This is a genomic window from Nocardioides glacieisoli (genome assembly GCF_004137245.1).
Lineage (GTDB): Bacteria > Actinomycetota > Actinomycetes > Propionibacteriales > Nocardioidaceae > Nocardioides > Nocardioides glacieisoli.
Map to the genome: position 1 here is coordinate 295,036 of NZ_SDWS01000002.1, position 25,229 is coordinate 320,264.

Genomic DNA, 25,229 nt, shown 5'->3' on the forward strand with positions numbered 1-25,229 from the left:
GTAGGTTCAGGTCCCGTCAGCCCTGTCCGCCCTGTCGAAGGTGAGCCCCGTGTCGGATGAGTCGCGCCCGGAGGCGCCGTCGGACGCATCGTCGGAGGCGCCGGCCACGGCAACGTCCGAGCCCGGCTCGGACGGACCGAAGCGCAAGGGCACGGTCGCGCGCAAGCACACCGTGGGCCGCGTGATCGTGATCAGCGCCGTCGTGCTCGCCCTGATCACCGGGCTGGGCGTCGTCTACTTCGTGCGCCACCTCAACGGCAACATCGAGGGGATCTCGCTCGACGACCTCGGCGGTGACGAGGAGCGTCCGGAGAACCTCTACACGGGCAATGGCGAGCCCCTCGACATCCTCGTGATGGGCTCGGACTCCCGCGACTGCGAGGGCTGCGGCCTCGACAAGGAGGAGGGCGCCCGCTCCGACACCAGCATCCTGGTGCACCTCTCCGCCGACCGCAGCAGGGCGTACGCCGTCTCCATCCCGCGCGACTCGATCGTCAACCGGCCCGAGGACGGGTGCGACGCTCCTGCGGCCACCGACGTGATGTGGAACGAGGCCTTCAGCGTCAACGGCCCGAAGTGCACGCTGCGCCAGCTGGAGGAGGAGACGGGGATCCTCGTCGAGCACTTCATCGTGATCGACTTCGGCAGCTTCGGCAACATGGTCGACGCCGTCGACGGCGTGCCGGTGTGCGTCCCGGAGGACATCGTCGACCGGCCGCGACAGATCTTCGTCCCGAAGGGGGACCCGTCGCTGCTGACCGGTGACGAGGCCCTGGACTACGTCCGGGCCCGCTACGTCGGCGACCAGATCGAGCAGAACGACATCTCCCGCATCCGACGCCAGCAGGAGTTCATCGGCGCGCTCGTCCGCAAGGTGCTCTCGGCCGGCACCCTGACCCGGCCCGACAAGGTCGTGAAGCTCCTCGACGCGGCCACCGAGGGCCTGACGACCGACTCGGAGTTCGACTCGGTGACGCGGCTGGGCAGGATCGCGCTGCAGCTGCAGGACATCGGCCTGGACAAGATCAAGTTCGTCACCCTCCCGACCGACTACTACCCGGTCGACGACCCGGACTTCAGCGGCAAGGTCTTCTGGACCGAGCAGGCCGACGAGATCTGGAAGCTCCTCGCCGAGGACAAGGTGCTCCCGCCGAAGCTGATCGGCGGCACGTCGGTCAGCGCCGAGGGCCCGCCCGGATCGACGGAGACGCCGACCGCGGGAGAGAGCCCGTCCGGCACGCCGTCCGAGACGCCCAGCGAGACCCCTTCGGAGACCCCGTCCGAGACGCCGACGGCCTCCGAGACCCCCGCCCCGCCGACCCCGTCCGAGACGACGGAGCCGGAGGAGAAGCCGATCTTCGGAGTCTGTGCGTGATGGCCTCCGACCGACCTGCCGAGCCGCCCGAGCCCGAGTGGAAGCGGCGGCGTCGCCTGGCCGCGGCCTTCGGCGACGGCGTACCGGAGCAGACCAGCGACGACACCGACGCCCGGGAGGACACCTCGGGCAAGGGCGACGACTGGTACCGCGACCAGGTCCCGCCGCACCACGGCTGACTCCCCGTGTAGTCCCCATCGATTGGGTCGTCGCGAAAGCGTCGGGACGACCCATTCGATGGGGACTACCCCGGACGCACGAACGGCCCGCCCCGGAGGGCGAGCCGAACGAGTGGTCGTACGTCGGTCAGACGGCGCCGCCGCGCGTGCGGAGCAGGTCGCGGATCTCCTCGAGGAGGGCGACGTCGGCCGGGGTGCCTTCTTCATCGCTCGGGAAGAAGCGCTCCTTCGCCTTGGTGTACGGGACGATGATCAAGAAGTAGACCACTGCGGCCATGATCAGGAACGCGACAACGGCGTTGAGGAAGGCGCCGAAGCTCTGCGCCTCGGTCGAGAAGTACTCCGATGCCGAGTCCGGCATCAAGCCGGTCAGCCACGCGGTGAAGGTCGTGACCACCGCTGCGAAGGCAAGCGCCATGATCAGACCGGTGGCGATCTCGATCAGATTGCCCTTGAGGATGAAGTTCTTGAAACCACTCATGTTGTGCCTCCTTATAGCCCCGAGAGTCCGGGGACGCACCGCACGCTAGCGCGTCCAGGACACTGTCAGGTACTGCGACAGTGCTGCTCGGGCGATGGCGATCGCCTCGGTCGCGGAGGCACCGACCACCACGAGCGCACCTCCCGCGCCACCCGCCGGCCCGTCTGGGACACCCGTCGGCGTCGCGAGAACCGTGACGTCGCGCGCCACGACGGTCGTGTCGCCCGTGCCGGGGTCGGTCGCCACCAGGTCGACCTCGTCGCCCGCGCGGAGCAGTGTCGCCATGCCCGCATCCGGTAGTCGGACCGGCAGCACGGTCTCGCCGGGGACCGCGTCGGCGAGCGCCGGACCGACGAGGCGTACGTCGGTGAGCACCTCGCCGCGCCGCACCGGAGCCGCCAGCACGCGACCTGCAGCAGCGTCCGCCGCGGCCGGCGGGGCGAGCTCGGCCGGGAAGTCGCGCGCCACCAGGTCGCCGTCCTCCAGCAGGGCTCCCGAGGGCAGGTCGCGGGCGGCGACCAGCACGGCGACGGTGTCGGGCGCCGGCGGCGCGACCGTGCGCAGTGCGGCCACGACCGCGGCGGCTGCGAGCAGCGCCGCGATCAGCCGACGTCGGCGCCGGAGCTGGTGGCGTACGGCACGGATCCGGCGGCGTGCCGGCGGGAGGCCCGGGAACATCCCCCGACGCTAGGCGGGACGGGTGCCCGCGCGCTGGGCCTCTCCACAGGCCGACGGGATCAGTCGGAGGACGAGCTCGACGAGGACTTCGTGGTGGTGGACGTCGACTTCGAGGAGTCGGACGTCGAGCTCGAGGAGGACGACGAGTCCGTGGACGAGGACGTGCTCGCGGAGGACGACGCGGCCGCCGGCTCCGAGGACGACGTCGTCGAGCGGCTGTCGTTGCGGTAGAAGCCCGAGCCCTTGAAGACCACGCCGACCGCGTTGAAGAGCTTGCGCAGCTTGCCGTCGCAGACCGGGCAGACGGTCAGCGCGTCGTCGCTGAAGCTCTGGAACTGCTCGAAGGAGTGGCCGCACTCGGTGCAGGCGTACTGGTAGGTGGGCATCGCGGGATCCTCGGGACGGTGCGGGTGACGACTGGCGACGGGCCGGCGCGACGCGCTGGCACTCGGGCCTCTCGACTGCCAATGGTACGGCACAATGGGGAGCGCGATGAGCGACCCTTCCCCCACCACCGTCCCCCCGGCCGCCGACCTGCCCCGCCCCAGCCGGTGGCAGGCCTTCCGGGGGCTGCCGCGGGCCGTGCGCTGGTCGGCCTGGACCGCCGTCGGGATCGTGCTCGTGCTGCTCGTGCTCGCGGCCGCCGTGGTGGGCGTCGTCCGCCGCCCGCTGCCGCAGACCGACGGCGAGGCGAGCCTCCCGGGGCTGACCGCGTCGGTGGAGGTGCTGCGCGACGACTACGGCATCCCGCAGATCTACGCCGACAACGACACCGACCTGATGCGTGCGCAGGGCTACGTGCACGCCCAGGAGCGGTTCTTCGAGATGGACTTCCGGAGGCACGTGACCGGCGGCCGGCTCTCGGAGATCTTCGGGCCCGACACCCTCGAGACCGACAAGTTCATCCGCACGATGGACTGGCGCGGCGTCGCCGAGCAGGAGTGGGCCCTCCTGCAGCCGTCCACCCGTGAGGCGCTGACGGCCTACGCCGAGGGGGTCAACGCCTACCTCGCCGAGCGTTCGCCCTCGGAGCTGGCGGCCGAGTACTCCGTGCTCGGACTGACCGGTCTCGACTACACGCCCGCGGAGTGGGAGCCGGTCGACTCGCTGGCATGGCTCAAGGCGATGGCATGGGACCTGCGCGGCAACATGGATGCCGAGATCGACCGGGCCCAGCTCTCCGTCGACCAGACACCGGCGGAGATCGCCTCGCTGTGGCCGGCGTACCCCTACGACGAGAACCCGCCGATCGTGTCCGGTGGCGGGGTCGTCGACGGCGTCTTCGAGCAGAACGCGACGGCCAACGCGACCCGCAACCCGCGACGCCCGGCGTATCCGCCCGGTGTGGTCAAGGCCCTCCGACGGGTGCAGGACACCGTCGCCGCGATGCCCGACATGCTCGGACGTGGGCGCGGCATCGGCAGCAACTCGTGGGTCGTCTCCGGCGAACGCAGCGCGACCGGGATGCCGCTGCTGGCCAACGACCCGCACCTCGGCGTCAGCCAGCCCGGCATCTGGATGCAGATGGGCCTGCGCTGCCGCGAGATCACCCCCGAGTGCACCCTCGACACGAGCGGGTTCACGTTCTCCGGCGTGCCCGGCGTGGTCATCGGCCACAACGCCGACATCGCCTGGGGCTTCACCAACCTGGGCCCCGACGTCACCGACCTCTTCCTCGAGCAGACCGAGGGCGACGACCGTTACGTCCGCGACGGCGAGACCGTCGCGATGGAGGTCCGCACGGAGACGATCAAGGTGCGGGGCGAGGACGACGTCGAGCTCCGCGTGCGCGAGACCGTCCACGGCCCGCTGATCAGCGACGTGTCGTCGGAGCTCGCCACGGTCGGCGCCAACGCCCCCACCGACGAGCCCGGCGAGCGCGGCAGCGGGTACGCCGTCGCGCTGGCGTGGACCGCGCTCGACCCGGCGCCCACCGCAGACGCGATCCTCGGGCTCAACCGTGCGTCGAACTGGGACGAGTTCCGCGCGGCCGCCGCCGACTTCGCGGTGCCCGCGCAGAACCTCGTGTACGCCGACCGCGAGGGCCACATCGGCTACCAGGCGCCGGGCCGGATCCCGATCCGCCGCTCGGGCAACGACGGCACGCTGCCGGTCGAGGGCTGGATCAGCGCCAACGACTGGACGGGCGACTACATCCCCTTCGACGGGCTGCCCAGCGTGCTCGACCCGGAGGAGGGCTTCATCGCCACCGCCAACCAGGCGGTCACCGACGAGGACTACCCCTACCTGCTGACGAAGGACTGGGACTACGGCTACCGCTCGACCCGCATCCGCGACGCGCTGCTCGCCGAGGGCGAGCTGTCGGTGCAGGAGATGTCGCGCCTCCAGCTCGACTCGACCAACCCGATGGCCGAGACACTCGTGCCCTACCTGCTCGACATCGAGGACCTGCCCAACCGCTACTACCGCAACGCCCAGGACCTGCTGCGCGACTGGGACTTCACCTCACCGGCCGACAGCGCACCGGCGGCGTACTTCAACGTCGTGTGGCGCAAGCTGCTCGAGCTCACCTTCCACGACGACCTGCGCCAGCGGTCGTGGCCCGACGGCGGCGACCGGTGGTTCCTGGTCGTCGGCCGGCTGCTGCCCGAGCCGGCCGGGCAGTGGTGGGACGACGTCACGACCGAGGACGTGGTCGAGACCCGCGACGACATCCTGCGCCAGGCGCTGCTCGAGGCGCGCGACGAGCTGACGCGTCGCCAGGCCCGCGACCCCCGTCGCTGGACCTGGGGACGCCTCCACCGGATGAACCTCCACAACGCGACCCTCGGCGAGTCCGGCGTCGGGCCCGTCGAGCGGCTGTTCAACCGCGACGGCTGGGAGGTCGGCGGCGGATCGTCGATCGTCGACGCGACCTCGTGGAACGCCGCCGAGGGCTACGAGGTCACTGCCGCGCCGTCGATGCGGATGGTCGTCTCGCTCGCCGACTTCGACGACTCACGCTGGATCAACCTCACCGGCGTCTCCGGCCACCCCGCGTCCTCGCACTACTCCGACCAGACCGAGCTCTACGTCGAGGGCGAGACCCTGCCCTGGGCCTACAGCCGCGAGGCCGTCGAGGCGGCGACCGACGACCGGTTGGTGCTCACGCCAGCGCCCTGACGCCGCCCGCCGTCAGCGCGAAGCCGACGCGTACGTCGTGGGGATCGCTGGGCACGGCGAGGCCGACCTCGTCGTCGTACAGCAGCACGGCCACCGGCGTCCCGGCGGTGATCCGGGGGAGGGCGCGGTCGTAGCACCCGCCGCCCTGCCCGAGCCGGGTGCCGTCGGCCGAGACCGCCGCGCCGGGCACGAGCACCACGTCGGCCTGGGCGATCGCGTCCTTGCCGAGCCGCGGCCCGGTCGGCTCGAGCAGCCCGCGCACCGCGGGTGCGAGGCCGGAGCGGCCGGTGTACACCGCCCAGTCCAGGTCGAGTCCCGCCACGACCACGGGCAGCAGCACCCGTTTGCCAGCAGCGACGAGGGCGTCGAGGAGCAGGCCGGTGCCGGGCTCGCTGCCGACGGAGACGTACGCCGTCACGGTGGCCGCGTCGCGGACGGGCTGCCAGGCCAGCGCGACCTCCGCGACCGACGACGAGAAGCGGGCGGCGGCCTCGAGCGGGCGCCGCTTCCGACCCGCCATCACCTGGTCGCGCAGTGCGCTCTTGGCGAACCGGCTGTCGGGCGACTGTGGCGAGGGCACGTCAGCAGCCTACGATCGAAGCATGGCAAGCAAGGGCAACGTCCGCGGCCTCGAGCTGGCGCGCGAGAAGATGCGCCGGGCCGGGGTCGACGAGGTCGCGATCGACACGTTCGCGCACTACTACCGGCTCCTCGAGCACGGCGAGACCGGCATGATCGCGGAGGACACGATCGAGCCGCTCGACATGGAGGCGCTGGCCGACGTCGACGTCCCCGACGACGTCGCTGCCGAGGCGATCGGGAAGACCGCGGTGATCAAGCTCAACGGCGGCCTCGGCACCTCGATGGGCATGGAGCGCGCGAAGTCGCTGCTCTGCGTGCGCCGCGGGCTGAGCTTCCTCGACATCATCGCCCGGCAGGTGCTGCACCTGCGCCAGCAGTACGACGCCACGTTGCCGCTGATGTTCATGAACTCCTTCCGCACCTCGGCCGACACGATGGAGGCCCTCGCCCGCTACGAGGACCTCGCCGTCGACGGTCTGCCCCTGGAGTTCCTGCAGAACAAGGAGCCCAAGCTCCTCGCCGCGGACCTGATGCCGGCGGCGTACCCCAAGGCCCCCGACCTCGAGTGGTGCCCTCCCGGCCACGGCGACATCTACACCGCCCTGCGCGGCACCGGACTGCTCGCCCGGCTCAAGGATGCGGGCTACCGCTACGTCTTCGTCTCCAACTCCGACAACCTCGGCGCCGTGCCGGACGCGCGCGTCGCGGGCTGGTTCGCCCAGAGCGGCGCACCGTTCGCGATCGAGGCCGTGCGACGTACGCCCTCGGACCGCAAGGGCGGCCACTTCGCCCGCCGCAAGAGCGACGGCCGCATCGTGCTGCGCGAGACGGCGCAGACGCCCGACGCCGACCGGGAGGCACTGGCCGACCTCGAGCGCCACAAGTACTGCTCGACCAACAACCTGTGGTTCGACATCGAGGCGATGGTCGGCACCCTCGACGCCCGCGGCGGCATCCTCGGCCTCCCGCTGATCAAGAACGTGAAGCACCTCGACCCGGCCGACAAGGCCACCCCCGAGGTGATCCAGGTCGAGACCGCGATGGGTGCGGCGATCGAGGTGTTCGAGGGCGCGCGCACGATCGAGGTCGGCCGCGACCGGTTCGTGCCGGTGAAGACGACCGACGACCTGCTGGTGCTGCGCTCCGACGTCTACGACCTCGGCAAGGACTTCGTGCTCGACCAGGCCGGCGACGACGTGCCCTACATCTCGCTCGACGGCGACTTCTACAAGCTGGTCGGCGACTTCGACAAGCGGTTCCCCGAGGGTGCGCCGTCGCTGCGCGAGGCCGACTCGTTCAAGGTCGAGGGCGACTGGACCTTCGGTCGTGGCGTGAAGGTGGTCGGCGACGTCGCGCTGGCGTCGAAGTCCGCGCAGCGCGTCGAGGGCGGCACCGTCCTCGACGAGCAGGAGCGGCTAGGGCATGCCTGAGCCGCACCCCGCCCTCCTGCCCGTGGAGGACTACGTCGAGCGCATCCTTGCCACGATCTCGCCGCTGCCGGCGTTCCCGCAGCCGCTGATGGAGGCGCTCGGCCTCGCGCTGGCCGAGGACGTCGTGGCACCGATCTCGCTGCCGAGCTTCGACAACTCCGCGATGGACGGCTACGCCGTGGTCGCCGACGACGTCGCCGACGCCAGCGAGGACTCGCCCGTCGTGCTGCCCGTCGTCGGTGAGATCGGGGCCGGCCAGTCGTCGATCCTCGCGATGTCGCCGGGCACCGCCGTCAAGATCATGACCGGCGCGCCCGTGCCGACCGGCGCCACCACGGTCGTCCCCTACGAGTGGACCGACCGCGGCGTCGCGCAGGTGCGCATCGACCGTCCGGCCAGGGTGGGCCAGCACATCCGCCCGACCGGCGACGACATCTCCGAGGGCGACATGCTGCTCGAGGAGGGCACCGTCCTGGGCCCGCGCCACCTCGGCATGCTCGCTGCGGTGGGGCGGGCGACCGTCCGCACCCGTCCGCGCCCGCGCGTCGTCGTGATCTCCACCGGCTCCGAGCTCCGCGACCCCGGCACGCCGCTGGGCCACGACTCGATCTACGACGGCAACTCCTACCTCCTCGCCGCGGCCGCCCGCTCCGCCGGTGCGATCGCCTACCGCGTCGGCATCGTCCCCGACGAGTCGCACGCCTTCACCGAGGCGCTGAGCGACCAGCTGGTCCGCGCCGACATCGTCGTCACCAGCGGCGGCGTGAGCGAGGGGGACTTCGACGTCGTCAAGGAGTCGCTGTCCCAGCACGGCACGATGTGGTTCGGCGGTGTCGGCATGCAGCCCGGCAAGCCGCAGGGCTTCGGCACCGTCGGCGAGGACGCCACCCCGGTCTTCACCCTGCCCGGCAACCCGGTCTCCTCCTACGTCTCGTTCGAGATGTTCGTCCTGCCTGCGATCCGCCGGATGATGGGCAAGCTGCCCTACGCCCGCCCCACCGCGCGGGCCCGCCTCACCCACGGCATCTCCTCGCCGCCGGGCAAGGTCCAGCTGGTGCGCGGGCTCGTCGACTCCGACCGCGGCGGCAGCTTCGTGTCGCCGGTGGGTGGCCACGGCTCGCACCTCATCGGCGACCTGGCCGGTTCCAACTGCCTCATCGAGGTGGCGGCCGACGTCACCTCGGTCGCCGCTGGCGAGATGGTCGCGGTCCGCAAGCTCGACGAGGACTTCTGATGGACCGCCTCACGCACGTCGACGAGAGCGGTGCCGCGCGCATGGTCGACGTCGGCGACAAGGCCGTCACCGCTCGTACGGCGTCCGCCACCGGCCGCGTGCTGGTCAGCCCCGCCGTGATCGACCTGCTCCGCGGGGAGGGCGTGCCGAAGGGCGACGCGCTCGCGGTGGCGCGGATCGCCGGGATCATGGGCGCCAAGCAGACGCCCGCGCTCATCCCGCTCTGCCACCCGCTCGCGATCTCCGGCGTCACGGTCGACCTCACCGTGTCCGACGAGTCCGTCGACATCACCGCCACCGTCCGCACGACGGACCGCACCGGCGTCGAGATGGAGGCCCTGACCGCCGTCTCGGTCGCCGCGCTCACCGTCGTCGACATGGTCAAGGCCGTCGACAAGGCCGCCGTGATCACCGACATCCGGGTGGAGACGAAGTCCGGCGGGCGGTCGGGGGACTGGAAGCGATGAGTCCCACTCGTCTCCGAGCCGCCGTGGTGGTGGCCTCCAACCGCGCCGCGTCGGGGGTGTACGCCGACGAGACCGGCCCGCTGATCGTCGACTGGCTGCGCGGCCAGGGGTTCGACTGCGACGAGCCGGCCGTCGTCCCCGACGGCGACCCGGTCCGCGAGGCCATCGCCGCCGCCGTCGCGGATCGCGCCCGGGTCGTGCTCACCACCGGTGGCACCGGCCTCACGCCGACCGACCGGACCCCCGAGGCCACGGCCCCGCTGCTCGACCGCGAGGTGCCCGGCATCGCCGAGTCGATCCGCGCCGCCGGCGTCGCGAAGGGCGTCCCGACCGCGATGCTCTCGCGCGGGATCGCCGGCGTCTCCGGCGACTGCCTCGTCATCAACCTCCCGGGTTCTCGCGGCGGCGTGAAGGACGGCCTCGGTGTCCTCGAGCCCGTGCTGCGGCACGCGGTCGAGCAGGTCGTCGGGAGCGACCACTGAACACGATGGGCGGCTCAGCGCCCGGCTGGCCCGCGCGACTCGAGTCGTACGGCGTGGTGCTGCGGTCGCTGCGGAGGTCGGACGCCGACGAGTGGCAGGCGGTGCGCGCCCGCAACCACGACTGGCTCCGCCCGTGGGACGCCACGGTCCCGCCCGGCGCCAGCCCGCGCCCGTCGTCGTACAAGATGGTCGTGCGCTCCCTGCTCCACCAGGCCAAGCAAGGACAGTGCCTTCCGTTCGTCGTCGAGGTCGGCGGCCGCTTCGTCGGGCAGGTGACCGTGAGCAACGTGTCGCGCGGCTCGGCCCAGTGGGCCTCCATCGGCTACTGGCTGTCGATGGACGTCGCCGGTCGCGGTGTCGCGCCGCGCGCCGTCGCGATGGCGATCGACCACTGCTTCGGCCCGGTGGGCCTGCACCGGATCGAGATCTGCGTACGCCCGGAGAACACCAACTCGCTGCGCGTCGTCGAGAAGCTCGGCCTCGAGCAGGTCGGCTACGCGCCGCGCTTCCTCCACATCGACGGCGCCTGGCGCGACCACCGGGTCTTCGCGGTCACGGTGGAGGAGTGCCCTGAGGGGATCGCCGCGCGGCTGGAAACACACCAGTCACACCAGTAGTTCTGCGACACACCACTTGACATCCGCCCCGCTCGCGTCCCGCGCTCCTACGCTGCGAGCGTGGACCTGAGCGCTCTCATCTTCGTCGCCCTTGCCGTGGCGTGGGCCGTCTACCTGATCCCCAAGGCCCTCAAGCACCACGACGAGGTGGTCCGCAGCCGGTCGGTCGAGAAGTTCTCGCACACCATGCGCATCCTCGCGCGGCGCGAGCCGGTCGACCGTCGCAACGCCCGCCTGGTCGTCGCGCCCATCCGCGCCCGCCTCCGGCCGCCGGTCGAGACCAAGGCGCACGCGCCGGTCGAGCCCGTCGCCGCCGTCACCACCGAGGTGCGCCGGGAGGTCACGACGTCGGTGAGTGCGCGTCGTACGCCGCCCGCGACCGAGCGCGCCTCCGCCCGCCGCGCCGCCAAGCGCCGCCGCAACGTGCTCGCGCTCATCGCTCTCGCCAACGCCGTCGTCATCGGACTGGCGGCCGCTGCCGTCATCACCTGGCCGTGGGTCGCGATCCCGGCCGGCGTCCTCCTCGCGTGGCTGGTCGCCTGCCGTGTCTCGGTCCGCGCCGAGCGTCGCCAGCGCGACGCCCGCGCCGCCATCGAGATCGGCTACCCGCCGCTCATCGAGGATGACGACCTCGACCTGACCGGCGAGATGCCCGTGACGCCGCCGCAGCCCCGCAGCCCGGCCGCTCCGGTCGCGCCCAGCGAGGACGCGCCCGTCGAGGCGCCCGCCGTCATCGCCGCGCCCGTCCCGGGTGGCTGGGACATGGTCCCCACGACGCTCCCGACCTACGTCAGCAAGTCCGCCGCCCAGCGTCGTACGGTCTCGACGATCGACCTCGACTCCACCGGCGTCTGGTCGAGCGGCCGCAACGACGAGGACTCCGCCCTCGCCCGCTCCGCCGAGAAGTCCGCCAAGACCGCTCGCGACGCCGACGACGACCGCCGCGCCAGCGGCGCCTGAGGCCCTCCTCCGTGCGTCATGAGAATCCCCGGTTCGCACCGGTGATCTCCATGACGCACTGACCCGGGCCGATTCGGAACGGCCCCATCTGCTCGTGTATCTTGGCGTCGCGCCGTGAGGCGCATGGGGCTGTGGCGCAGTTGGTAGCGCGTCTCGTTCGCAATGAGAAGGTCAGGGGTTCGAATCCCCTCAGCTCCACCAGCAAGGAACCGCCCGCCACCTGCGAAGACAGGTGGCGGGCGGTTCTGCGTCCAGCGGCCGGTGTCAGTCGGAGGGCACGAGGACGGCGAGCCCGAACAGGTAGAAGATCACGAGTGCTGCGACGAAGAGGACCAGGTAGAGCAAGGGCTTCCACGTCGGCCTCGGCCTGGGAGCGTTCAACGGCTGGTTCGTCGTCGGGTGCTCGCGGGTCTCGTCGCCGTGCCGGATGCTGTCGCCGAGCTCGTCGTCGGGCACTGGTTGTCCTCCTTCAGTTGGCCGCGCCGAGATGCGGCGCTCTGGTTCGTACCCGGTCGCCCGACCTCCATGCGGCACGCAGGCGTCACCTCACGACGCGCCGGCCCTGAGTGGGCCGGGTCACGCGCCGGCCGGACCCTGCGCGGCCGTAGCAACCTGGGGCCGGAAGCCGGCTCGCGCACTCGAGGTGTAGCGGGTGCTGTCGATGCTAGGCCCGGGTGTCAAGATCCCGTCTGGGTGCACACCGGTGCACTCAGCCGACGTATCGTTGGTCCCGTGACTCGGGCGCTGGTGGCTGTACTGGTGGGACTGCTGATCCTGGCGGGTGGTCTCGTCCTGCGACGTTCGGCCGAGCCCGCGACCCAGACGGTCGCCGAGGTGCTGGCGTTCGGCGGCGTGGTCATCGCCGTGATCGGCGTGTGGCAGCTCGTGACGCGCTTCTTGGAGTCGCGGGACAACTAGCTCAGCGGTCCCGCAGCATCCTCTTCTGCGTACGCCGACCGCGCGCCACCACGAGGGGCGCGGCGGCCACGGCGACCCGCGGGGCGAGTGCTGCCAGCCGTGCCTGCACCCCGCGCGAGCGGGGGAGCGTGGTGACGGGTCGGGGCTTGTCGAGCACCCGGCCGACCGCCGCGACGACCTCCTCGGGCTGCATGAGCCTGCCCGAGAAGGACAGCGCGGCGCCGGGGTCGTCGAGCTTGTCGTGCAGCATCGGCGTCCAGATCCCGTCGGGGCAGATGCACGACACGTCGATGTTCCTGACCCCCGCGAGCCGCAGGTCGGCGATGGTGCTGAGGGAGAAGCCGATCGCGGCATGCTTCGAGGCGGCGTACACCGCCTCGCCGGGCACCGGCGCCAGTCCTGCGAGGGAGACGATGTTGACGACGTGGCCGCCGTGGGTGCGCATCGCCGTGATCGCGCTGACGGTGCCGTTGATCGTGCCGAGCGCGTTGACCTCGAGCATCAGCCGCCGGGACTGTGGGTCCTGCTCCCACGCGGGCCCGGTGACGAGGACGCCGGCGTTGTTGACCCAGACCTCGAGCCGACCTGCCCGCTCGACGAGCTCGTCGCGGGCCGCCGCGACCGCCACCTCGTCGCGTACGTCGAGCGCGCGGGCGCTGGCACGCGGTCCGAGCTCGGCGGCCACGGCTGCGGCGGCCTCGCCGTCGAGGTCGGTCACCAGGACGTCGTGTCCGCGCTCGACGAGGAGGCCGGCGATGAGCCGTCCCAGACCGCGACCGGCTCCGGTGACGACGGCTCCACCGCGGGTGCTCATGCCGTGAGGCTAGGGCACGTTGATCAACCCACCCCGGGCCACCGCTAGCGTCTGGGGCGTGACGGACTACCAGCGGATCTTCGTGGTGGGCGCCCAGGCGGGCCCCGACGAGGTCGCGCGGCTGCGGAAGTCGCTGGGGTCCGACGTCGTCGTCCTCACGGCCCCGACCGTCGAGGCGAAGCGCGTCGTCACCGGTCTCGGCGTCGAGCCGGTGCCGGACGTGCTGCTCGCGCCGGTCCGGTTCCCCGACGTCGACCGCGGACACCACCTCGACCAGCTGGTCCGCCGCCATGCCGTGGAGGACCGCTTCCGCGACGTCGTCGTGGTGACCGACGCGGCCACGGTGACGCTCCTCCTGCGCGCGCTCGCGCCCGACCAGCTGCCGATGGCCGGCGCGGTGACGGAGGTCGGCCTGCCGCGCGGCTCGCGTCCCGTGCCCCTGGTGCAGGCGGCGCTCGGCGGCGGTGTGCTCGCCTTCGTCGCAGTGCTGGCGGCCAGCGTGATCCCGTTCTGGGTGGTCCCGCTCCTCGCGCTGCTCGCGGGCCTCGCCCTGCTGCTCGTGCCACGGCGCCGGCACCTCGGCGAGGCGCTCCTCATCTCGGTCGCCGTGGCGATCGCGGTGTCACTGCTGTCGATCGCCGGCTCGTCACGGTTCCCCGGCTCGTGGTGACGCCATCCGGGAACGCGACGACCCCGCCCGGGCTGGATCGGGCGGGGTCGTCGGAGATCGTGGCGCCGGGTGGACCGGCGGGCGGTCAGCCCTTGCGCGGGCCGAAGAGGCGGATGCCCGAGCTCCGGGGCTGGGGGATCGCCGGAGCGGGCCACCACCCGACCTCGGGATAGCCGCCGCGGTTGAAGCCCTCGCGGTAGACGAAGTTGTCGCCGCACGAGCACACCCAGCGCTCGCCCACCTCGTGGCCGTCCTCGGTGGGGGCGCCGGCCGTCTTCAGACAGACGTGGATGAACGTGGATTCCATGGCGCGCCCTCCCTGGCGACAAGACCCGCGCGTGAGCGAGCGTCTCCATCGTCCGTCGCTCCCGTCGGCGCCACCACGGCGTTGGCGGAACTGCGGGACTTCTTGATGGATTCTCGGACGTTTCAGCCGGTTTCGGTAGCCCGGTCTGGCCCACTCGGCCCGGGCCGTGGCGGCGTCAGATCCAGCGCTGGAACCAGATCCGGGCGTCCCACTCGGACTTGGTGAGGAGCACGTCGGTCCAGATCGGCCAGAACCACGCGAAGCCGACCAGGGCGAGCACGGTGTAGCTGCCGGCGACGACGACCCCGAACGTACGTCGTGGGGTCGGCACGTCGGACGTCCCGATCAGGTGGCCCATCGCGAGCGCCACGGACAGCACCAGGAAGGGCAGGCTGGTGATCGCGTAGAAGAAGAAGATCGGCCGGTCGTCGTAGAGGAACCACGGCAGCCAGGTGCTGGCCAGCCCGAGCACGGCGACGCCGTGACGCCAGTCGCGCGCGCCGATCCACAGCAGCAGCGAGGCGACCATCGCCAGGCAGCCGCCCCACCAGATCACCGGGTTGCCGAGGAGCAGGATCTGCCGGATGCACGTCGAGCCGCTGGACGCGTCGCAGCCCTGGGCGCCCGGCTGGATGTCGGTCTGCGCGTCCACCCCGACCGGCCGGCCCATCACGAGCCAGGTCGACGGCTTGCTGGCATAGATGTGGGTCGAGTCGTTGAGGAAGTGGCTGTGGAACGTGTAGACGTCCTGGTGGTACGACCACAGCGAGCGCAGCGACTGGGTGACCTCCCCGAACCCGTCCGCGTCCTCCTCCGTCGCGGTCGGCCACTGCGTGCCGCCGCCGTAGGTCGTGTACTGCGTGTTGCTGTAGGCCGCCTCGTAGGCGTCGGCGTGCATCAGCCAGCCGGTCCAGGTCGCGACGTAGGTGACCAGCCCGACCCCGACGAGCGCGAGGAACGCCGGGACGCCGTCGAGGACGATCGAGCGGAGCAGCGGTCGACGCTGGCCGAAGGCCCGCCGGGCGCCGGCGCTCCACAGCCACACCAGGAGCCCGAAGACCGCCAGCGTGTAGGCCGCCGACCACTTGGTGCCGCACGCCAGCCCGAAGGCGACGCCGCCGAGGAGCAGCCAGGGACGCCACAGCACGCGGGTGCCGCCCTCGGCCAGCCGGTCGCGCAGCCACTGGCGGTCCGCGACCACGCAGTGCACGCCGCAGAGGATGAAGAACGCGAGGAAGATGTCGAGCAGGGCCAGCCGCGACAGCACGAGCTGGAGGCCGTCGATCGAGAGCAGCAGTCCGGCGACCAGGCCGAGCACGGTCGAACCGGTGACGCGCCGCACGAAGCGGCACATGAGCAGGACCATCAGCGCGCCGATGACGGCCGAGGCCATCCGCCAGCCCGACGGGTCCATCCCGAAGACCTTGATCCCGGCCGCGATCAGCCACTTGCCGACCTCCGGGTGGACGATCATCGAGGGGGTGTCCTGCCACAGGCCGGTGACGTTGCCGTTGAGGATCGTCTTGTCGGCGTCCTCGACGTAGGCGCGGACGTAGCCGTGGTTGAGCAGCGACCACGCGTCCTTGGCGTAGTAGGTCTCGTCGAAGGAGAAGGCGTGCGGCGTGCCGAGGTTCCAGCGCCTCAGGAAGAACGCGAGGCTCGCCAGGCAGATGGCGCCGACCCATCCCGGGAGCTTCTCCTCGGACCTCCAGCGCGGGCGGTTGCGCTCCGCGGCCGTGGGGTTCACGCCGGAACTCTAACCAGCACCCGGCCACAGACCCCTTGACGTGGCGGCGGTCACATCTAGACTCGTGACAGCGGTTCAGAGATGCGAACCGCGTTCGACATGCTGTTCGACGAGAGGCCGCCATGCCCCACCCGACCGGTCCCCGGGTCCGTCTTCGAGCTGGTACGCGCCTGCGTACGACGCTCGCGCTGGTGCTCCTCGCCGCGACCCTGACGGTCGGAGCCGTCGGTGTGGTCGGGGTGGTCGCCACGACGTCGACGGCGGCCGAGGCGCCGCGGACGTGGGTGGTCGACGCGGTCGACGACACCAGCGGCAACCGCTGGGACTCGGTGGACACCGGCACCTCGGTCGTCACGATCAGGGTCGGCGACACCGTCGAGTGGCAGTTCGACCGCGCCACCCAGGGCCACGACCTCGTCTCGCTCGCGCCGTCACAGCCGTGGGAGACGGTCTGGCCGACGGCCCTCCAGGAGTACCGCGACGCCGGCGGTCCGTCGGTGACCTACACCTTCGACCAGCCCGGCACCTACCGCTACGAGTGCTCGCTGCACGGGCCGCTGATGACGGGGACGATCGTGGTCGTCCCGGCCGACAGCACCAACCAGCCGCCCACCGCCGACCCTGTCGTCGAGCCGCTGACCGGCCCGGCGCCGCTCGTCGTGCACGCCACGGCCAACGCGTCCGACCCCGACGGCGACGAGGTCGTCGTCGCCTGGGAGCTCGGCACGGGCGGGGCGCCGACCTACACCGACCACACCATGGTCGAGTACACGACGCCCGGGACGTACGTCGTCCGCCTCCGCGTCAGCGACTCGCGCGGCGGGCTCCACGTCGAGGAGTTCCCGGTGACGGTCACCGGCACCGGCGGGCCCGGCACGGACCCGCCGACCGACGGGGCGCTCCCGGCGATCGACGCCCTCGCCGCGCCGGCGCAGGGCACGGCGCCGCTCGCGGTGGCGTTCTCGACGCAGGTCACCACCCGCGGTGAGGTCCACCCCTACTCCGTCGGCCTCGACGACTACCCGTCGATCGCGGGCGAGGCCGTGCTGGTCCGCAGCCGGGGCCGCACCCACACCACCCTCAGCGTCACCGGGACCAAGCCATCTGCCCGGCACGGGTCCGTCCACGTGCACGAGCAGGCCTGCGACGACGAGCTCGGCGGTGCGCACTTCCGCCTCGACACCACCCAGCCCTTCGCCGAGCCCAACGAGATCTGGCCGCTCTTCACCTCCGACGCCAGCGGTGCGAGCGGTCTCGTCGAGGTCACCAAGGCCGTCCGCGCCGGCCCGCAGGCGGTGTCGGTCGTGGTGCACGACCCCGACAACGCCGCCCGTCGCATCGGCTGCGCCGACCTCGCGCCCGGCACCGCCGACCTCACCTACTCCTGGGCCTTCGGTGACGGCACGACGGCGACGGGCGCCGACCCCGACCACACCTACGCCACGCCCGGCACCTACACCGCGACGGTCACCGTCGCCCACGCCTCGGGCGAGCACGCCGGTCACGCGACCGTCAGCGACGCCGTGACCGTGGTCGTGGGGGCAGCGGCGACCTCGACGCCGTCCCCGACGCCCGTTCCGGTCGTTGACGGCACCCCGCCCCGGATCTCCCGGGTCGGTCCGGTCCGCACCGTGCGCACCTCCCGACCGGTCGTCACCGCCCGTGTCCGGGACGCCGCCTCGGTCGTGTCGAAGAAGGCCATCGTGATCCGCGTCGACGGCCGCCGCGCCACGAAGGTGAGGTGGGACCGGGCGCGCGGGATCGTGCGGTGGCGGCCCGCAAAGGCGCTGGCACCGGGTCGCCATGTCGTACGACTGGTGGCCACCGACGCCGCCGGCAACCGCGCGGCGCGGAGGTGGCGCTTCGTGGTGCGCCTGCGATGATCTGACGCATGGCTGGCGTCCTCGTCCTCGCGGGCACCCCGATCGGCCAGGCCGGCGACGCACCCCCGAGGCTCGCGGCGGAGCTGTCCGGTGCCGACGTGGTCGCCGCCGAGGACACTCGCCGGCTGAAGCGGCTCTGCGCCGACCTCGGCATCACGCTGTCCGGCCGCGTCGTCTCCTACTTCGAGGGCAATGAGCAGGCCCGCACGCCCGTGCTGCTGGAGGCGCTGCTCGCCGGCGACCGCGTGGTCCTCGTGACCGACGCCGGGATGCCGAGCGTGTCCGACCCGGGCTACCGGCTCGTGGCGGCGGCGGTCGAGCACGACGTGCGCGTCACTGCCGTCCCCGGGCCCAGCGCGGTGCTGACCGCGCTGGCCGTCAGCGGTCTGCCCGTCGACCGGTTCTGCTTCGAGGGCTTCCTGCCCCGCAAGGCCGGCGAGCGCGGCCGCCGGCTCGCGGCGCTGGCGACCGAGGAGCGCACGATGGTGTTCTTCGAGGCGCCGCACCGCACCGAGGCCGCCCTCGCCGCGATGGCCGACGCGTTGGGCGACGACCGTCCCGCCGCCGTCTGTCGTGAGCTGACCAAGACCCACGAGGAGGTGCGCCGCGGTCCGCTGGCCGAGCTCGTCGCGTGGGCTGCGGACGGCGTACGCGGTGAGGTGACGATCGTCGTCGAGGGCTCGAGCGGTGCCCCCGCGGTCGACACCGACCCCGGGTCGCTGCGGGCCGCGGTCGCTGCGCTGGAGGAGTCGGGGTCGACCCGCAAGGAGGCGATCGCGGAGGTCGCGAAGCGGGCCGGCCTGCCCAAGCGGGAGGTGTACGACGTTGTCCACCGCTGAGGCAGGGGAGGGGCCGAACCGGTCCCGCGCCGCGACCGAGGAGAAGACCGGCGCCCGCCGCGACCGCGAGCGCCCGCCCGCGCCGGAGCCGCTGCCCCACCCGGTCGTGGACAACCACTGCCACCTCGACATCGCCGACGGCAACTGGACCGCCACCTCGGACGCCATCGCCGCGGCGGCTGCAGTCGGGGTGCCGCGCATCGTGCAGATCGGCTGCGACCTCGAGGGCGCCAGGTGGGCCGTGGCAGCGGCTGCCGAGCACGACGCGCTCGTCGCCGGGGTCGCGCTGCACCCCAACGAGGCGCCGCGTCTGGCGGCGACCGGTGACCTCGAGGCCGCGCTGGAGGAGATCGAGCGGCTCGCCGCGTCGCACGACAAGGTGCGTGCGGTCGGCGAGACCGGCCTCGACACCTTCCGGACCGGCGACGAGGGTCGGGCAGCGCAGGAGGAGAGCTTCCGCCGCCACATCGACCTCGCCAAGCGGCTCGACAAGACGCTGGTCATCCACGACCGCGACGCCCACGACGACGTGCTGCGGATCGTCGACGAGGAGGGTGCGCCGGAGCGGTGGGTGATGCACTGCTTCTCGGGCGACGCCGCGTTCGCCCGTCGCTGCCTCGACCGCGGCGCACACCTCAGCTTCGCGGGGACCGTCACCTTCAAGAACGCCCAGCCCCTGCGGGACGCGCTCGCCATCACGCCGCTCGACCGCATCCTGGTGGAGACCGACGCGCCCTACCTCACCCCCACTCCCTACCGCGGCCGACCCAACGCCTCCTACCTCGTCCCGCTCACCGTGCGGGCGATGGCGGATGTGATCGGCGCCGACCTCGAGGAGCTCTGCCGGGCCATCGACGCCACTACCGACGCCGCTTTCGGGGGGACCTGGTAGCTGCTCCGCGTGACCCGGATCTCGCCCGGATTTGGCCGTTCGAGTTTGCGCCACCGCCCATCGTCGTTATCGTCTTGTGATTGTCAGCCGGGATCGGGAGTGATTTCCGGCAGCACGAGGAGCGGTTCGGGCCGCTCCTGCGAGACCCCCGCTCGCACGTCGTACGGCTCCTTCCAGCACGGAAGGACGCCCAGCGCAGGCCGTGGGGGGTGCTGTCGCCCGAGGCCCGGGGAGTACGACGTTCGGAGAATCGTGCGCTCTCGTCTCGCGCAGCTCAGCAGGTCCAGGACAGTGCTGGCGACCCTGGTCGCCGTCGTCGTGGCAGCCGTCGGAGGTACGACGGTCGGCTACGCCGCACTCAGCAAGGACGTGACCCTCACCCTCGACGGCCAGACCCGTCAGGTCAGCGCCTTCGGCGACACCGTCGCCGACGTGCTCGCCGCCGAGGGCATCGACGTCTCGGACAAGGACGTGGTCGCTCCGCCGATCAACGAGTCGGTCACCGACGGCACGGCCATCGCCGTGCAGTTCGGCCGTCCGCTCGAGCTGTCGATCGACGGCGACGCCACGACGTACTGGGTCAGCTCCACCGACGTCGCCAGCGCGCTGAACGAGATCGGCCGCCGCTTCGACGGCGCCGACCTGTCGGCCAGCCGCAGCTCCTCGATCGGCCGCACGGGCCTCAGCCTCCAGGTCGTCACCCCCAAGGTCGTCCGCATCAAGATCGGCGCGAAGGACCTGCGCAAGAAGAAGGTGGCGGCGCTGACCGTCGCCGACGTGCTCGCGTCGATGGGCGTCGAGGTCGACAAGCACGACAAGGTCACCCCGTCGCCGACCACCGAGATCGCCGACGGCGACAAGGTCGTCGTCACGGACATCCGCATCGCGACGAGGAAGGTCGCGCGCGAGGTCGTCGACGCCGGCGTGATCGAGCGCGAGGACCCCACCCTGTTCGAGGGTGAGGAGGAGGTCGTGCGTGCCGGCTCCGACGGCGTCCGCAACGTGACCTACCGCCTCCGCTTCGTCAACGGCGAGATGGTCGCCCGCAAGGTCGTCGACGCCAAGGTGCGTGTGAAGGCCGTCCCGACGATCGTCCGGGTCGGCACCAAGGAGGTCGTGACCTCCAGCTTCGCCGGCGGCAGCACCGTCTGGGACTCCCTGGCGCAGTGCGAGTCCGGCGGCAACTGGGCCATCAACACCGGCAACGGCTACTACGGCGGCCTCCAGTTCAACGTCAACACCTGGCGTGCCTACGGCGGCACCGGCTACCCGCACCAGGCCTCCCGCGAGACCCAGATCGCGGTCGCCACGCGGCTTCGCGACGCGACTGGCGGCTACGGCTCGTGGCCCGGCTGCGCGGCCAAGCTCGGACTGCCCCGCTGACCGTTGCTGGTCGAGTAGCTTGCGAGCGCAGCGAGCGGCGTATCGAGACCCACCACTACGCTTGCGCACCATGAGTACCCCTCCGGCCGGCCCGAGGCTCCTCGGGCCGGCCGAGGTGCGTGCGCTCGCTGCCGAGCTCGACCTCCGGCCGACCAAGCAGCGCGGTCAGAACTTCGTGATCGACGCCAACACCGTGCGCCGCATCGTGCGCGAGTCGGGCATCACCGACCAGGACGTCGTCGTCGAGGTCGGCCCGGGTCTCGGCTCGCTCACCCTGGCCCTGCTCGAGGTCGCGAAGCGCGTGATCGCGATCGAGCTCGACCCGCTCCTCGCAGAGCGGTTGCCGGACACGATCGCGGCGTACGCCCCGGGCCAGGTCGATGCCTTCGAGGTCGTGCTGGCCGACGCGATGCGCGTCGAGGAGGTGCCCGGTCCGCCCCCCACCGCGCTCGTCGCCAACCTCCCCTACAACGTGTCCGTGCCGGTGCTGATCCACCTGCTCACGCTGCTGCCGTCGCTCGAGCGCGGGCTGGTCATGGTGCAGGCGGAGGTCGCCGACCGGCTGGCCGCCGGGCCCGGGTCGAAGACCTACGGCGTGCCCAGCGTGAAGGCCGCCTGGTTCGCCGACGTACGCCGTGCCGGTGCGATCGGACGCAACGTCTTCTGGCCCGCCCCCAACGTCGACTCCGGGTTGGTCGCCTGGACCCGGCGCGACCCGCCGGTCACCACGGCCACCCGCCAGGAGGTCTTCGCCGTGGTCGACGCCGCCTTCGCCCAGCGCCGCAAGCAGGTCCGTGCCGCGCTGCGCGGACTGGCGGGCTCCGCCGAGGTGGCTACGGCGGCCCTCGAGTCGGCCGGCGTCGACCCCACCGCACGCGGCGAGGTGCTCACGGTCGCGGACTTCGCCCGCATCGCCGAGGGGCTGTCGGCCGCGAGGACCGCATGAGCATCACCGTCCGCGCCGCCGCCAAGATCAACCTCCACCTCGGCGTCGGCCGGGTCCGCGACGACGGCTTCCACCCGCTCGACACCGTCTACCAGGCGATCGGGATCCACGACGACCTGTCGCTGGCGGACGCCGCCGACCTCACCCTGACGACCCGCGTCGCGGACCACATCGAGGCCGACGACGTACCGGACGGGCCCGACAACATCGTGCTGCGAGCAGCACGGCTGCTGGCCGAGCGGGCCGGTCGGAGTGCCACGGGTACGTTCGAGGTCCGCAAGGACATCCCGGTCGCGGGCGGCATGGCCGGCGGCTCGGCCGACGCCGCGGCCGCGCTCGTCGCGTGCGACCGACTCTGGGCGCTCGACACCTCCGATGACGACCTGCTGGCGCTGGCCGCCGAGCTCGGCAGCGACATCCCGTTCTCCCTCGTGGGCGGTACGGCGCGGGGCGCGGGCCGCGGCGAGCTCGTGACCCCGGTCGACGACCGCGGCGCGTGGTGGTGGGTCGCCGTCCCCGCGTCCGTCGGCCTGTCGACGCCCGCGGTCTACCGCCACTTCGACGTGCTCCGCCCCGACGCCCCCGAGGTGCCGGCGTCGGCCGAGCCACTGCTGGCGGCGCTGGCCTCCGGTGAGCCCGTACGACTAGCGCGGGCGCTGCACAACGACCTGCAGGAGCCCGCCATCGACCTGCGTCCCGAGCTCGGCGAGCTGATCACGCTGGGCGAGGCCGAAGGCGCGCTCCGCGGGATCGTCAGCGGTTCGGGGCCGACGGTCGTCTTCCTCTGCGACTCGGCCGAGGGCGCGCGCGAGACCGCGACAGGGCTGGCCGGTGCCGGTCACGAGGTCGTGCTGACGGCCACCGGGCCGGTCGCGGGAGCGCACCTCCTGCCCTGAGGCGTTCCTCCCCAGACCGGCCGGACGGGCGCTAGGGTGTGCGTCGCATGTCGCGCAGATGACCGGGGGAGGCATTCGTGACCGTGTTCCTGGTGCTCGGCGCGCTCGGCGTGCTGCTGCTGCTCGTCGCACTGGTGCTCGGCGACGTCCTCGACGGCGCCCTCGAGGGCCTGAGCGCGGGCTTCTTCTCGACCGAGGCCCTCGCCGGCTTCCTGGGCGCCCTCGGCTTCGGCGGCGCGATCGCGCTGTCGGTCACCGGGTCGACCACTGTCGCCGTGGTCATCGGCCTGGTGCTCGGGGTCCTGCTGGGCCTGGCGGCGGCCCGGGCGTCGCGGTTCCTCCGAGGCACCGGCGAGACCGACACCGTCCGCACGTCCGACATGGTCGAGAAGATCGCCTCGGTCGTCAGCGCGATCCCCGAGGGCGGCTTCGGCGTGGTCTCGGTCAGCGTCGGTGGCCACATCACCCGGCTCAACGCCCGCTCGAGCGGCGCCGTCCCGGCGGGCACCCAGGTGAGCGTCACGTCGGTCATCTCGCCCACCGCCGTCCACGTCGAGCCCCTGTTCCTGCCCTGACCCACCCGTCGTACGCCATCTCGCCCATCTCGCCTGAGGAGCCCTGCCCATGTTCGGACTGTCCGCCGTCGTCGTCGCCGTGATCGGCCTCGGCGTCCTCCTGGTGCTGCTCGCGCTGCTGGTGGTGACCCGCTACAAGGTGGCCGGCCCCAACGAGTCGTTCATCATCACCGGACGCAAGGGCAAGGGGGAGGTACGCAACCCGGAGACGGGCGAGATCTCCACCGACCTGTCCGGCCAGAAGGTCGTCATGGGCGGCGGCGTGTTCGTCATCCCGTTCGTGCAGCGGCTCGCGACGCTCGACCTGTCCTCGCGGCGCATCTCCGTGCAGATCCGCGGCGCGGTGTCGGGACAGGGCATCAAGCTCAACCTCGATGGCGTGGCCCTGGTCAAGGTGGGCGGCAACGAGGACTCGATCCGCGCCGCCGGCCAGCGCTTCCTCAGCCAGCAGGCCGAGATCGAGACGTTCACCCAGGAGGTCCTCGCCGGTGCGCTCCGCTCGATCGTCGGCTCGATGTCGGTCGAGCAGATCATCCGAGACCGTGCCGCTTTCGCCCAGCGGGTGGCCGAGGAGTCCGAGTCCTCGCTGACCGGTCAGGGGCTGGTGCTCGACACGTTCCAGATCCAGGACATCACCGACGACGGCTCCTACCTCGCCGACCTCGGCCGGCCCGAGGCCGCCAAGCTCAACCAGCTCGCCTCCATCGCCGAGGCCAACGCCCGCCAGGCGGCGGAGCAGGCGCGCATCGCGGCGGAGCAGGAGATCGCGATCACCCAGCGCGCTCTCGCGCTGAAGAGCGCCGAGATCAAGGCCGAGACCGACGCCGCCAACGCGCAGGCCTCCGCCGCCGGCCCGCTCGCGCAGGCCGACCGCGACCAGGCGATCCTCCTCGAGCAGGAGAAGGTGGCCGTGCGGCAGGCCGCGCTCAAGGAGCGCGAGCTCGACACCGAGGTCCGCAAGCCGGCCGACGCCGAGCGCTACCGCGTGGAGACCGAGGCGCAGGGTCGCCGCAACTCCCAGATCCTCGAGGCCGAGGCCAAGAAGGCCGCGTCGATCGCTGCCGCCGAGGCGGATGCCGAGAAGGCCCGGCTGACCGGTGAGGGCGAGAAGTCCCGCCGCTCGGCGCTCGCGGAGGCCGAGGCCATCGAGGGCGCCAAGCGCGGTGAGGCGGAGAAGGCCCGCCGCGTCGCCGAGGCGGACGCCCTGCGAGCCGAGGGTGAGGCGCAGGGTGCCGCCATCCTGGCTGCAGGCCAGGCCGAGGCCGAGGCGATGGAGAAGAAGGCCGAGGCCTTCGCCGGCTACAACGAGGCCGCGGTCCTGCAGATGCTCATCGAGGTGATGCCCAAGGTGGCCGCCGAGCTCGCCCGGCCGATGGCCGGCATCGACAAGCTCACGGTGATCTCGACCGACGGCGCCGGCGAGCTCCCGCGGCAGGTGAGCAACAACCTCGTCCAGACCATGGAGCTGCTGAAGACGACGACGGGCCTCGACATCGAGTCGCTCATCCAGAAGTACGGCACCACCTCCGCGGTGGCCACGCCGACCCTCGAGGCCGGCGCGCCGGCCTCCTCGCAGGACCAGCCGCCGCTCAGCTGATCCCGCCGAGCGGTGGTCCACCCACATTCGCGGCGCGCAGAATGTGGGTCGACCACCGCCCCCTGGTGTGGCGTGCGCCGACACGCTGATGAGCGGTGGTCCAGCCACATTCGCCGCGAGCAGATTGTGGGTGGACCACCGCCCGTCCGGTGAG

At 72.1% G+C, this 25,229-nt stretch carries 27 protein-coding genes and 1 tRNA gene; 20 read left to right on the forward strand and 8 right to left on the reverse strand.

All coding sequences use genetic code 11. The features are described from left to right. The first annotated feature begins 49 nt into the window (after positions 1 to 49). Positions 50 to 1,375, forward strand: coding sequence for an LCP family protein (locus EUA06_RS05555; protein ID WP_129474025.1), 1,326 nt, complete (start codon positions 50 to 52; stop codon positions 1,373 to 1,375). Further along, the gene (locus tag EUA06_RS05560) at positions 1,375 to 1,554 is read left to right on the forward strand and encodes a hypothetical protein (protein ID WP_129474026.1); all 180 of its coding nucleotides are present in this window, start codon (positions 1,375 to 1,377) and stop codon (positions 1,552 to 1,554) included. The genes EUA06_RS05555 and EUA06_RS05560 overlap by 1 nt, the downstream gene beginning before the upstream one ends. Positions 1,555 to 1,681: 127 nt before the next feature. On the opposite strand, the gene EUA06_RS05565 is transcribed toward EUA06_RS05560, so the two are convergent. The 3 genes from EUA06_RS05565 to EUA06_RS05575 are packed head-to-tail and all read right to left on the reverse strand — an operon-like array spanning position 1,682 to position 3,099. Next, entirely contained in the window at positions 1,682 to 2,035 is a 354-nt protein-coding gene (locus tag EUA06_RS05565) for a large conductance mechanosensitive channel protein MscL (protein WP_129474027.1), read from the reverse strand. Positions 2,036 to 2,080: 45 nt separating this feature from the next. Further along, complete coding sequence (locus EUA06_RS05570; protein WP_129474028.1) at positions 2,081 to 2,713, reverse strand: SAF domain-containing protein; 633 nt, start codon at positions 2,711 to 2,713, stop codon at positions 2,081 to 2,083. A 59-nt stretch (positions 2,714 to 2,772) separates the two neighbouring features. Beyond that, positions 2,773 to 3,099, reverse strand: a complete 327-nt coding sequence (locus tag EUA06_RS05575; protein ID WP_129474029.1) for an FmdB family zinc ribbon protein — start codon at positions 3,097 to 3,099, stop codon at positions 2,773 to 2,775. A 106-nt stretch (positions 3,100 to 3,205) separates the two neighbouring features. On the opposite strand from EUA06_RS05575, the gene EUA06_RS05580 reads away from it, so the two are divergent. Next, positions 3,206 to 5,836 carry a penicillin acylase family protein gene (locus EUA06_RS05580; RefSeq protein WP_129474030.1) on the forward strand — a complete coding sequence of 877 codons (2,631 nt, stop codon included), beginning with the start codon at positions 3,206 to 3,208 and terminating at the stop codon, positions 5,834 to 5,836. Here EUA06_RS05580 and EUA06_RS05585 read toward each other — a convergent pair. Beyond that, positions 5,820 to 6,416: a 5-formyltetrahydrofolate cyclo-ligase gene (locus EUA06_RS05585; RefSeq protein ID WP_242497983.1), complete on the reverse strand. Its 597-nt coding sequence runs from the start codon at positions 6,414 to 6,416 to the stop codon at positions 5,820 to 5,822. The two genes, EUA06_RS05580 and EUA06_RS05585, sit on opposite strands and share 17 nt — an antisense overlap. 22 nt (positions 6,417 to 6,438) lie before the next feature. Here EUA06_RS05585 and EUA06_RS05590 point away from each other — a divergent pair, with 22 nt between their 5' ends. The 7 genes from EUA06_RS05590 (at position 6,439) to EUA06_RS05620 (ending at position 11,809) form a co-directional block, all read left to right on the forward strand. Then, positions 6,439 to 7,848 (forward strand): UTP--glucose-1-phosphate uridylyltransferase, encoded by a 1,410-nt coding sequence (locus EUA06_RS05590; protein WP_129474031.1) that lies wholly within the window; start codon positions 6,439 to 6,441, stop codon positions 7,846 to 7,848. Beyond that, on the forward strand, positions 7,841 to 9,082 hold the full coding sequence (gene glp / locus EUA06_RS05595) for a molybdotransferase-like divisome protein Glp (protein ID WP_129474032.1): 1,242 nt from the start codon (positions 7,841 to 7,843) through the stop codon (positions 9,080 to 9,082). Before EUA06_RS05590 ends, glp begins: the two co-directional genes overlap by 8 nt. Next, the gene (moaC, locus tag EUA06_RS05600; RefSeq protein WP_129474033.1) at positions 9,082 to 9,549 is read left to right on the forward strand and encodes a cyclic pyranopterin monophosphate synthase MoaC; all 468 of its coding nucleotides are present in this window, start codon (positions 9,082 to 9,084) and stop codon (positions 9,547 to 9,549) included. The genes glp and moaC overlap by 1 nt, the downstream gene beginning before the upstream one ends. After that, on the forward strand, positions 9,546 to 10,031 hold the full coding sequence (locus EUA06_RS05605) for a MogA/MoaB family molybdenum cofactor biosynthesis protein (RefSeq protein ID WP_129474034.1): 486 nt from the start codon (positions 9,546 to 9,548) through the stop codon (positions 10,029 to 10,031). Before moaC ends, EUA06_RS05605 begins: the two co-directional genes overlap by 4 nt. Positions 10,032 to 10,036: 5 nt before the next feature. Next, positions 10,037 to 10,648: a GNAT family N-acetyltransferase gene (locus EUA06_RS05610; RefSeq protein ID WP_129474035.1), complete on the forward strand. Its 612-nt coding sequence runs from the start codon at positions 10,037 to 10,039 to the stop codon at positions 10,646 to 10,648. 60 nt (positions 10,649 to 10,708) lie between these two features. Then, entirely contained in the window at positions 10,709 to 11,608 is a 900-nt protein-coding gene (sepX, locus tag EUA06_RS05615) for a divisome protein SepX/GlpR (RefSeq protein ID WP_129474036.1), read from the forward strand. 125 nt (positions 11,609 to 11,733) lie between these two features. Beyond that, positions 11,734 to 11,809 (forward strand) — tRNA-Ala (locus EUA06_RS05620). A 63-nt stretch (positions 11,810 to 11,872) separates the two neighbouring features. Here the strand turns inward: EUA06_RS05620 and EUA06_RS05625 are convergent. Further along, positions 11,873 to 12,064, reverse strand: coding sequence for a hypothetical protein (locus tag EUA06_RS05625; protein WP_129474037.1), 192 nt, complete (start codon positions 12,062 to 12,064; stop codon positions 11,873 to 11,875). Between the two features lie 276 nt (positions 12,065 to 12,340). Between EUA06_RS05625 and EUA06_RS05630 the strand changes: the two genes are divergently transcribed. Continuing rightward, complete coding sequence (locus tag EUA06_RS05630; protein ID WP_129474038.1) at positions 12,341 to 12,526, forward strand: hypothetical protein; 186 nt, start codon at positions 12,341 to 12,343, stop codon at positions 12,524 to 12,526. Position 12,527: 1 nt separating this feature from the next. Here the strand turns inward: EUA06_RS05630 and EUA06_RS05635 are convergent, their stop codons facing one another. Further along, positions 12,528 to 13,340 (reverse strand): SDR family oxidoreductase, encoded by an 813-nt coding sequence (locus tag EUA06_RS05635; RefSeq protein WP_129474039.1) that lies wholly within the window; start codon positions 13,338 to 13,340, stop codon positions 12,528 to 12,530. A gap of 58 nt (positions 13,341 to 13,398) precedes the next feature. On the opposite strand from EUA06_RS05635, the gene EUA06_RS05640 reads away from it, so the two are divergent. Continuing rightward, positions 13,399 to 14,010, forward strand: coding sequence for a hypothetical protein (locus tag EUA06_RS05640; protein ID WP_129474040.1), 612 nt, complete (start codon positions 13,399 to 13,401; stop codon positions 14,008 to 14,010). Positions 14,011 to 14,095: 85 nt separating this feature from the next. Here EUA06_RS05640 and EUA06_RS05645 read toward each other — a convergent pair whose 3' ends face one another. Both EUA06_RS05645 and EUA06_RS05650 read right to left on the reverse strand, forming a co-directional pair. Then, the gene (locus tag EUA06_RS05645) at positions 14,096 to 14,317 is read right to left on the reverse strand and encodes a hypothetical protein (RefSeq protein WP_129474041.1); all 222 of its coding nucleotides are present in this window, start codon (positions 14,315 to 14,317) and stop codon (positions 14,096 to 14,098) included. A 175-nt stretch (positions 14,318 to 14,492) separates the two neighbouring features. Continuing rightward, positions 14,493 to 16,064 (reverse strand): dolichyl-phosphate-mannose--protein mannosyltransferase, encoded by a 1,572-nt coding sequence (locus tag EUA06_RS05650; RefSeq protein WP_129474042.1) that lies wholly within the window; start codon positions 16,062 to 16,064, stop codon positions 14,493 to 14,495. 122 nt (positions 16,065 to 16,186) lie between these two features. On the opposite strand from EUA06_RS05650, the gene EUA06_RS05655 reads away from it, so the two are divergent. From EUA06_RS05655 to EUA06_RS05690, 8 genes are all read left to right on the forward strand, one after another. Next, positions 16,187 to 17,947: a PKD domain-containing protein gene (locus EUA06_RS05655; protein ID WP_129474043.1), complete on the forward strand. Its 1,761-nt coding sequence runs from the start codon at positions 16,187 to 16,189 to the stop codon at positions 17,945 to 17,947. Positions 17,948 to 17,955: 8 nt separating this feature from the next. Continuing rightward, a complete protein-coding gene (rsmI, locus tag EUA06_RS05660; RefSeq protein ID WP_129474044.1) occupies positions 17,956 to 18,786 on the forward strand; it encodes a 16S rRNA (cytidine(1402)-2'-O)-methyltransferase in 831 nt (276 codons plus the stop codon). Next, positions 18,773 to 19,678 (forward strand): TatD family hydrolase, encoded by a 906-nt coding sequence (locus EUA06_RS05665; protein ID WP_129474045.1) that lies wholly within the window; start codon positions 18,773 to 18,775, stop codon positions 19,676 to 19,678. The genes rsmI and EUA06_RS05665 overlap by 14 nt, the downstream gene beginning before the upstream one ends. Positions 19,679 to 19,930: 252 nt before the next feature. Continuing rightward, positions 19,931 to 21,061 (forward strand): resuscitation-promoting factor, encoded by a 1,131-nt coding sequence (locus tag EUA06_RS23195; protein ID WP_277985656.1) that lies wholly within the window; start codon positions 19,931 to 19,933, stop codon positions 21,059 to 21,061. A gap of 70 nt (positions 21,062 to 21,131) precedes the next feature. Next, the gene (rsmA, locus tag EUA06_RS05675; protein ID WP_129474046.1) at positions 21,132 to 22,007 is read left to right on the forward strand and encodes a 16S rRNA (adenine(1518)-N(6)/adenine(1519)-N(6))-dimethyltransferase RsmA; all 876 of its coding nucleotides are present in this window, start codon (positions 21,132 to 21,134) and stop codon (positions 22,005 to 22,007) included. After that, on the forward strand, positions 22,004 to 22,903 hold the full coding sequence (locus EUA06_RS05680; protein ID WP_129474047.1) for a 4-(cytidine 5'-diphospho)-2-C-methyl-D-erythritol kinase: 900 nt from the start codon (positions 22,004 to 22,006) through the stop codon (positions 22,901 to 22,903). Before rsmA ends, EUA06_RS05680 begins: the two co-directional genes overlap by 4 nt. Before the next feature lie 77 nt (positions 22,904 to 22,980). Further along, positions 22,981 to 23,478 carry a hypothetical protein gene (locus EUA06_RS05685; RefSeq protein WP_129474048.1) on the forward strand — a complete coding sequence of 166 codons (498 nt, stop codon included), beginning with the start codon at positions 22,981 to 22,983 and terminating at the stop codon, positions 23,476 to 23,478. 49 nt (positions 23,479 to 23,527) lie between these two features. Continuing rightward, positions 23,528 to 25,075 (forward strand): flotillin family protein, encoded by a 1,548-nt coding sequence (locus tag EUA06_RS05690; RefSeq protein ID WP_129474049.1) that lies wholly within the window; start codon positions 23,528 to 23,530, stop codon positions 25,073 to 25,075. Positions 25,076 to 25,229 lie beyond the last annotated feature (154 nt).

Coding starts and splice junctions, on each gene's coding strand:
- EUA06_RS05560 (WP_129474026.1), top strand. CDS start 1,375: ATGGCCTCCGACCGACCTGCCGAGCCGCCCGAGCCCGAGTGGAAGCGG.
- EUA06_RS05565 (WP_129474027.1), bottom strand. CDS start 2,035: ATGAGTGGTTTCAAGAACTTCATCCTCAAGGGCAATCTGATCGAGATC.
- EUA06_RS05570 (WP_129474028.1), bottom strand. CDS start 2,713: ATGTTCCCGGGCCTCCCGCCGGCACGCCGCCGGATCCGTGCCGTACGC.
- EUA06_RS05575 (WP_129474029.1), bottom strand. CDS start 3,099: ATGCCCACCTACCAGTACGCCTGCACCGAGTGCGGCCACTCCTTCGAG.
- EUA06_RS05580 (WP_129474030.1), top strand. CDS start 3,206: ATGAGCGACCCTTCCCCCACCACCGTCCCCCCGGCCGCCGACCTGCCC.
- EUA06_RS05590 (WP_129474031.1), top strand. CDS start 6,439: ATGGCAAGCAAGGGCAACGTCCGCGGCCTCGAGCTGGCGCGCGAGAAG.
- glp (WP_129474032.1), top strand. CDS start 7,841: ATGCCTGAGCCGCACCCCGCCCTCCTGCCCGTGGAGGACTACGTCGAG.
- moaC (WP_129474033.1), top strand. CDS start 9,082: ATGGACCGCCTCACGCACGTCGACGAGAGCGGTGCCGCGCGCATGGTC.
- EUA06_RS05605 (WP_129474034.1), top strand. CDS start 9,546: ATGAGTCCCACTCGTCTCCGAGCCGCCGTGGTGGTGGCCTCCAACCGC.
- EUA06_RS05610 (WP_129474035.1), top strand. CDS start 10,037: ATGGGCGGCTCAGCGCCCGGCTGGCCCGCGCGACTCGAGTCGTACGGC.
- EUA06_RS05635 (WP_129474039.1), bottom strand. CDS start 13,340: ATGAGCACCCGCGGTGGAGCCGTCGTCACCGGAGCCGGTCGCGGTCTG.
- EUA06_RS05645 (WP_129474041.1), bottom strand. CDS start 14,317: ATGGAATCCACGTTCATCCACGTCTGTCTGAAGACGGCCGGCGCCCCC.
- EUA06_RS05655 (WP_129474043.1), top strand. CDS start 16,187: ATGCCCCACCCGACCGGTCCCCGGGTCCGTCTTCGAGCTGGTACGCGC.
- rsmI (WP_129474044.1), top strand. CDS start 17,956: ATGGCTGGCGTCCTCGTCCTCGCGGGCACCCCGATCGGCCAGGCCGGC.
- rsmA (WP_129474046.1), top strand. CDS start 21,132: ATGAGTACCCCTCCGGCCGGCCCGAGGCTCCTCGGGCCGGCCGAGGTG.
- EUA06_RS05680 (WP_129474047.1), top strand. CDS start 22,004: ATGAGCATCACCGTCCGCGCCGCCGCCAAGATCAACCTCCACCTCGGC.
- EUA06_RS05690 (WP_129474049.1), top strand. CDS start 23,528: ATGTTCGGACTGTCCGCCGTCGTCGTCGCCGTGATCGGCCTCGGCGTC.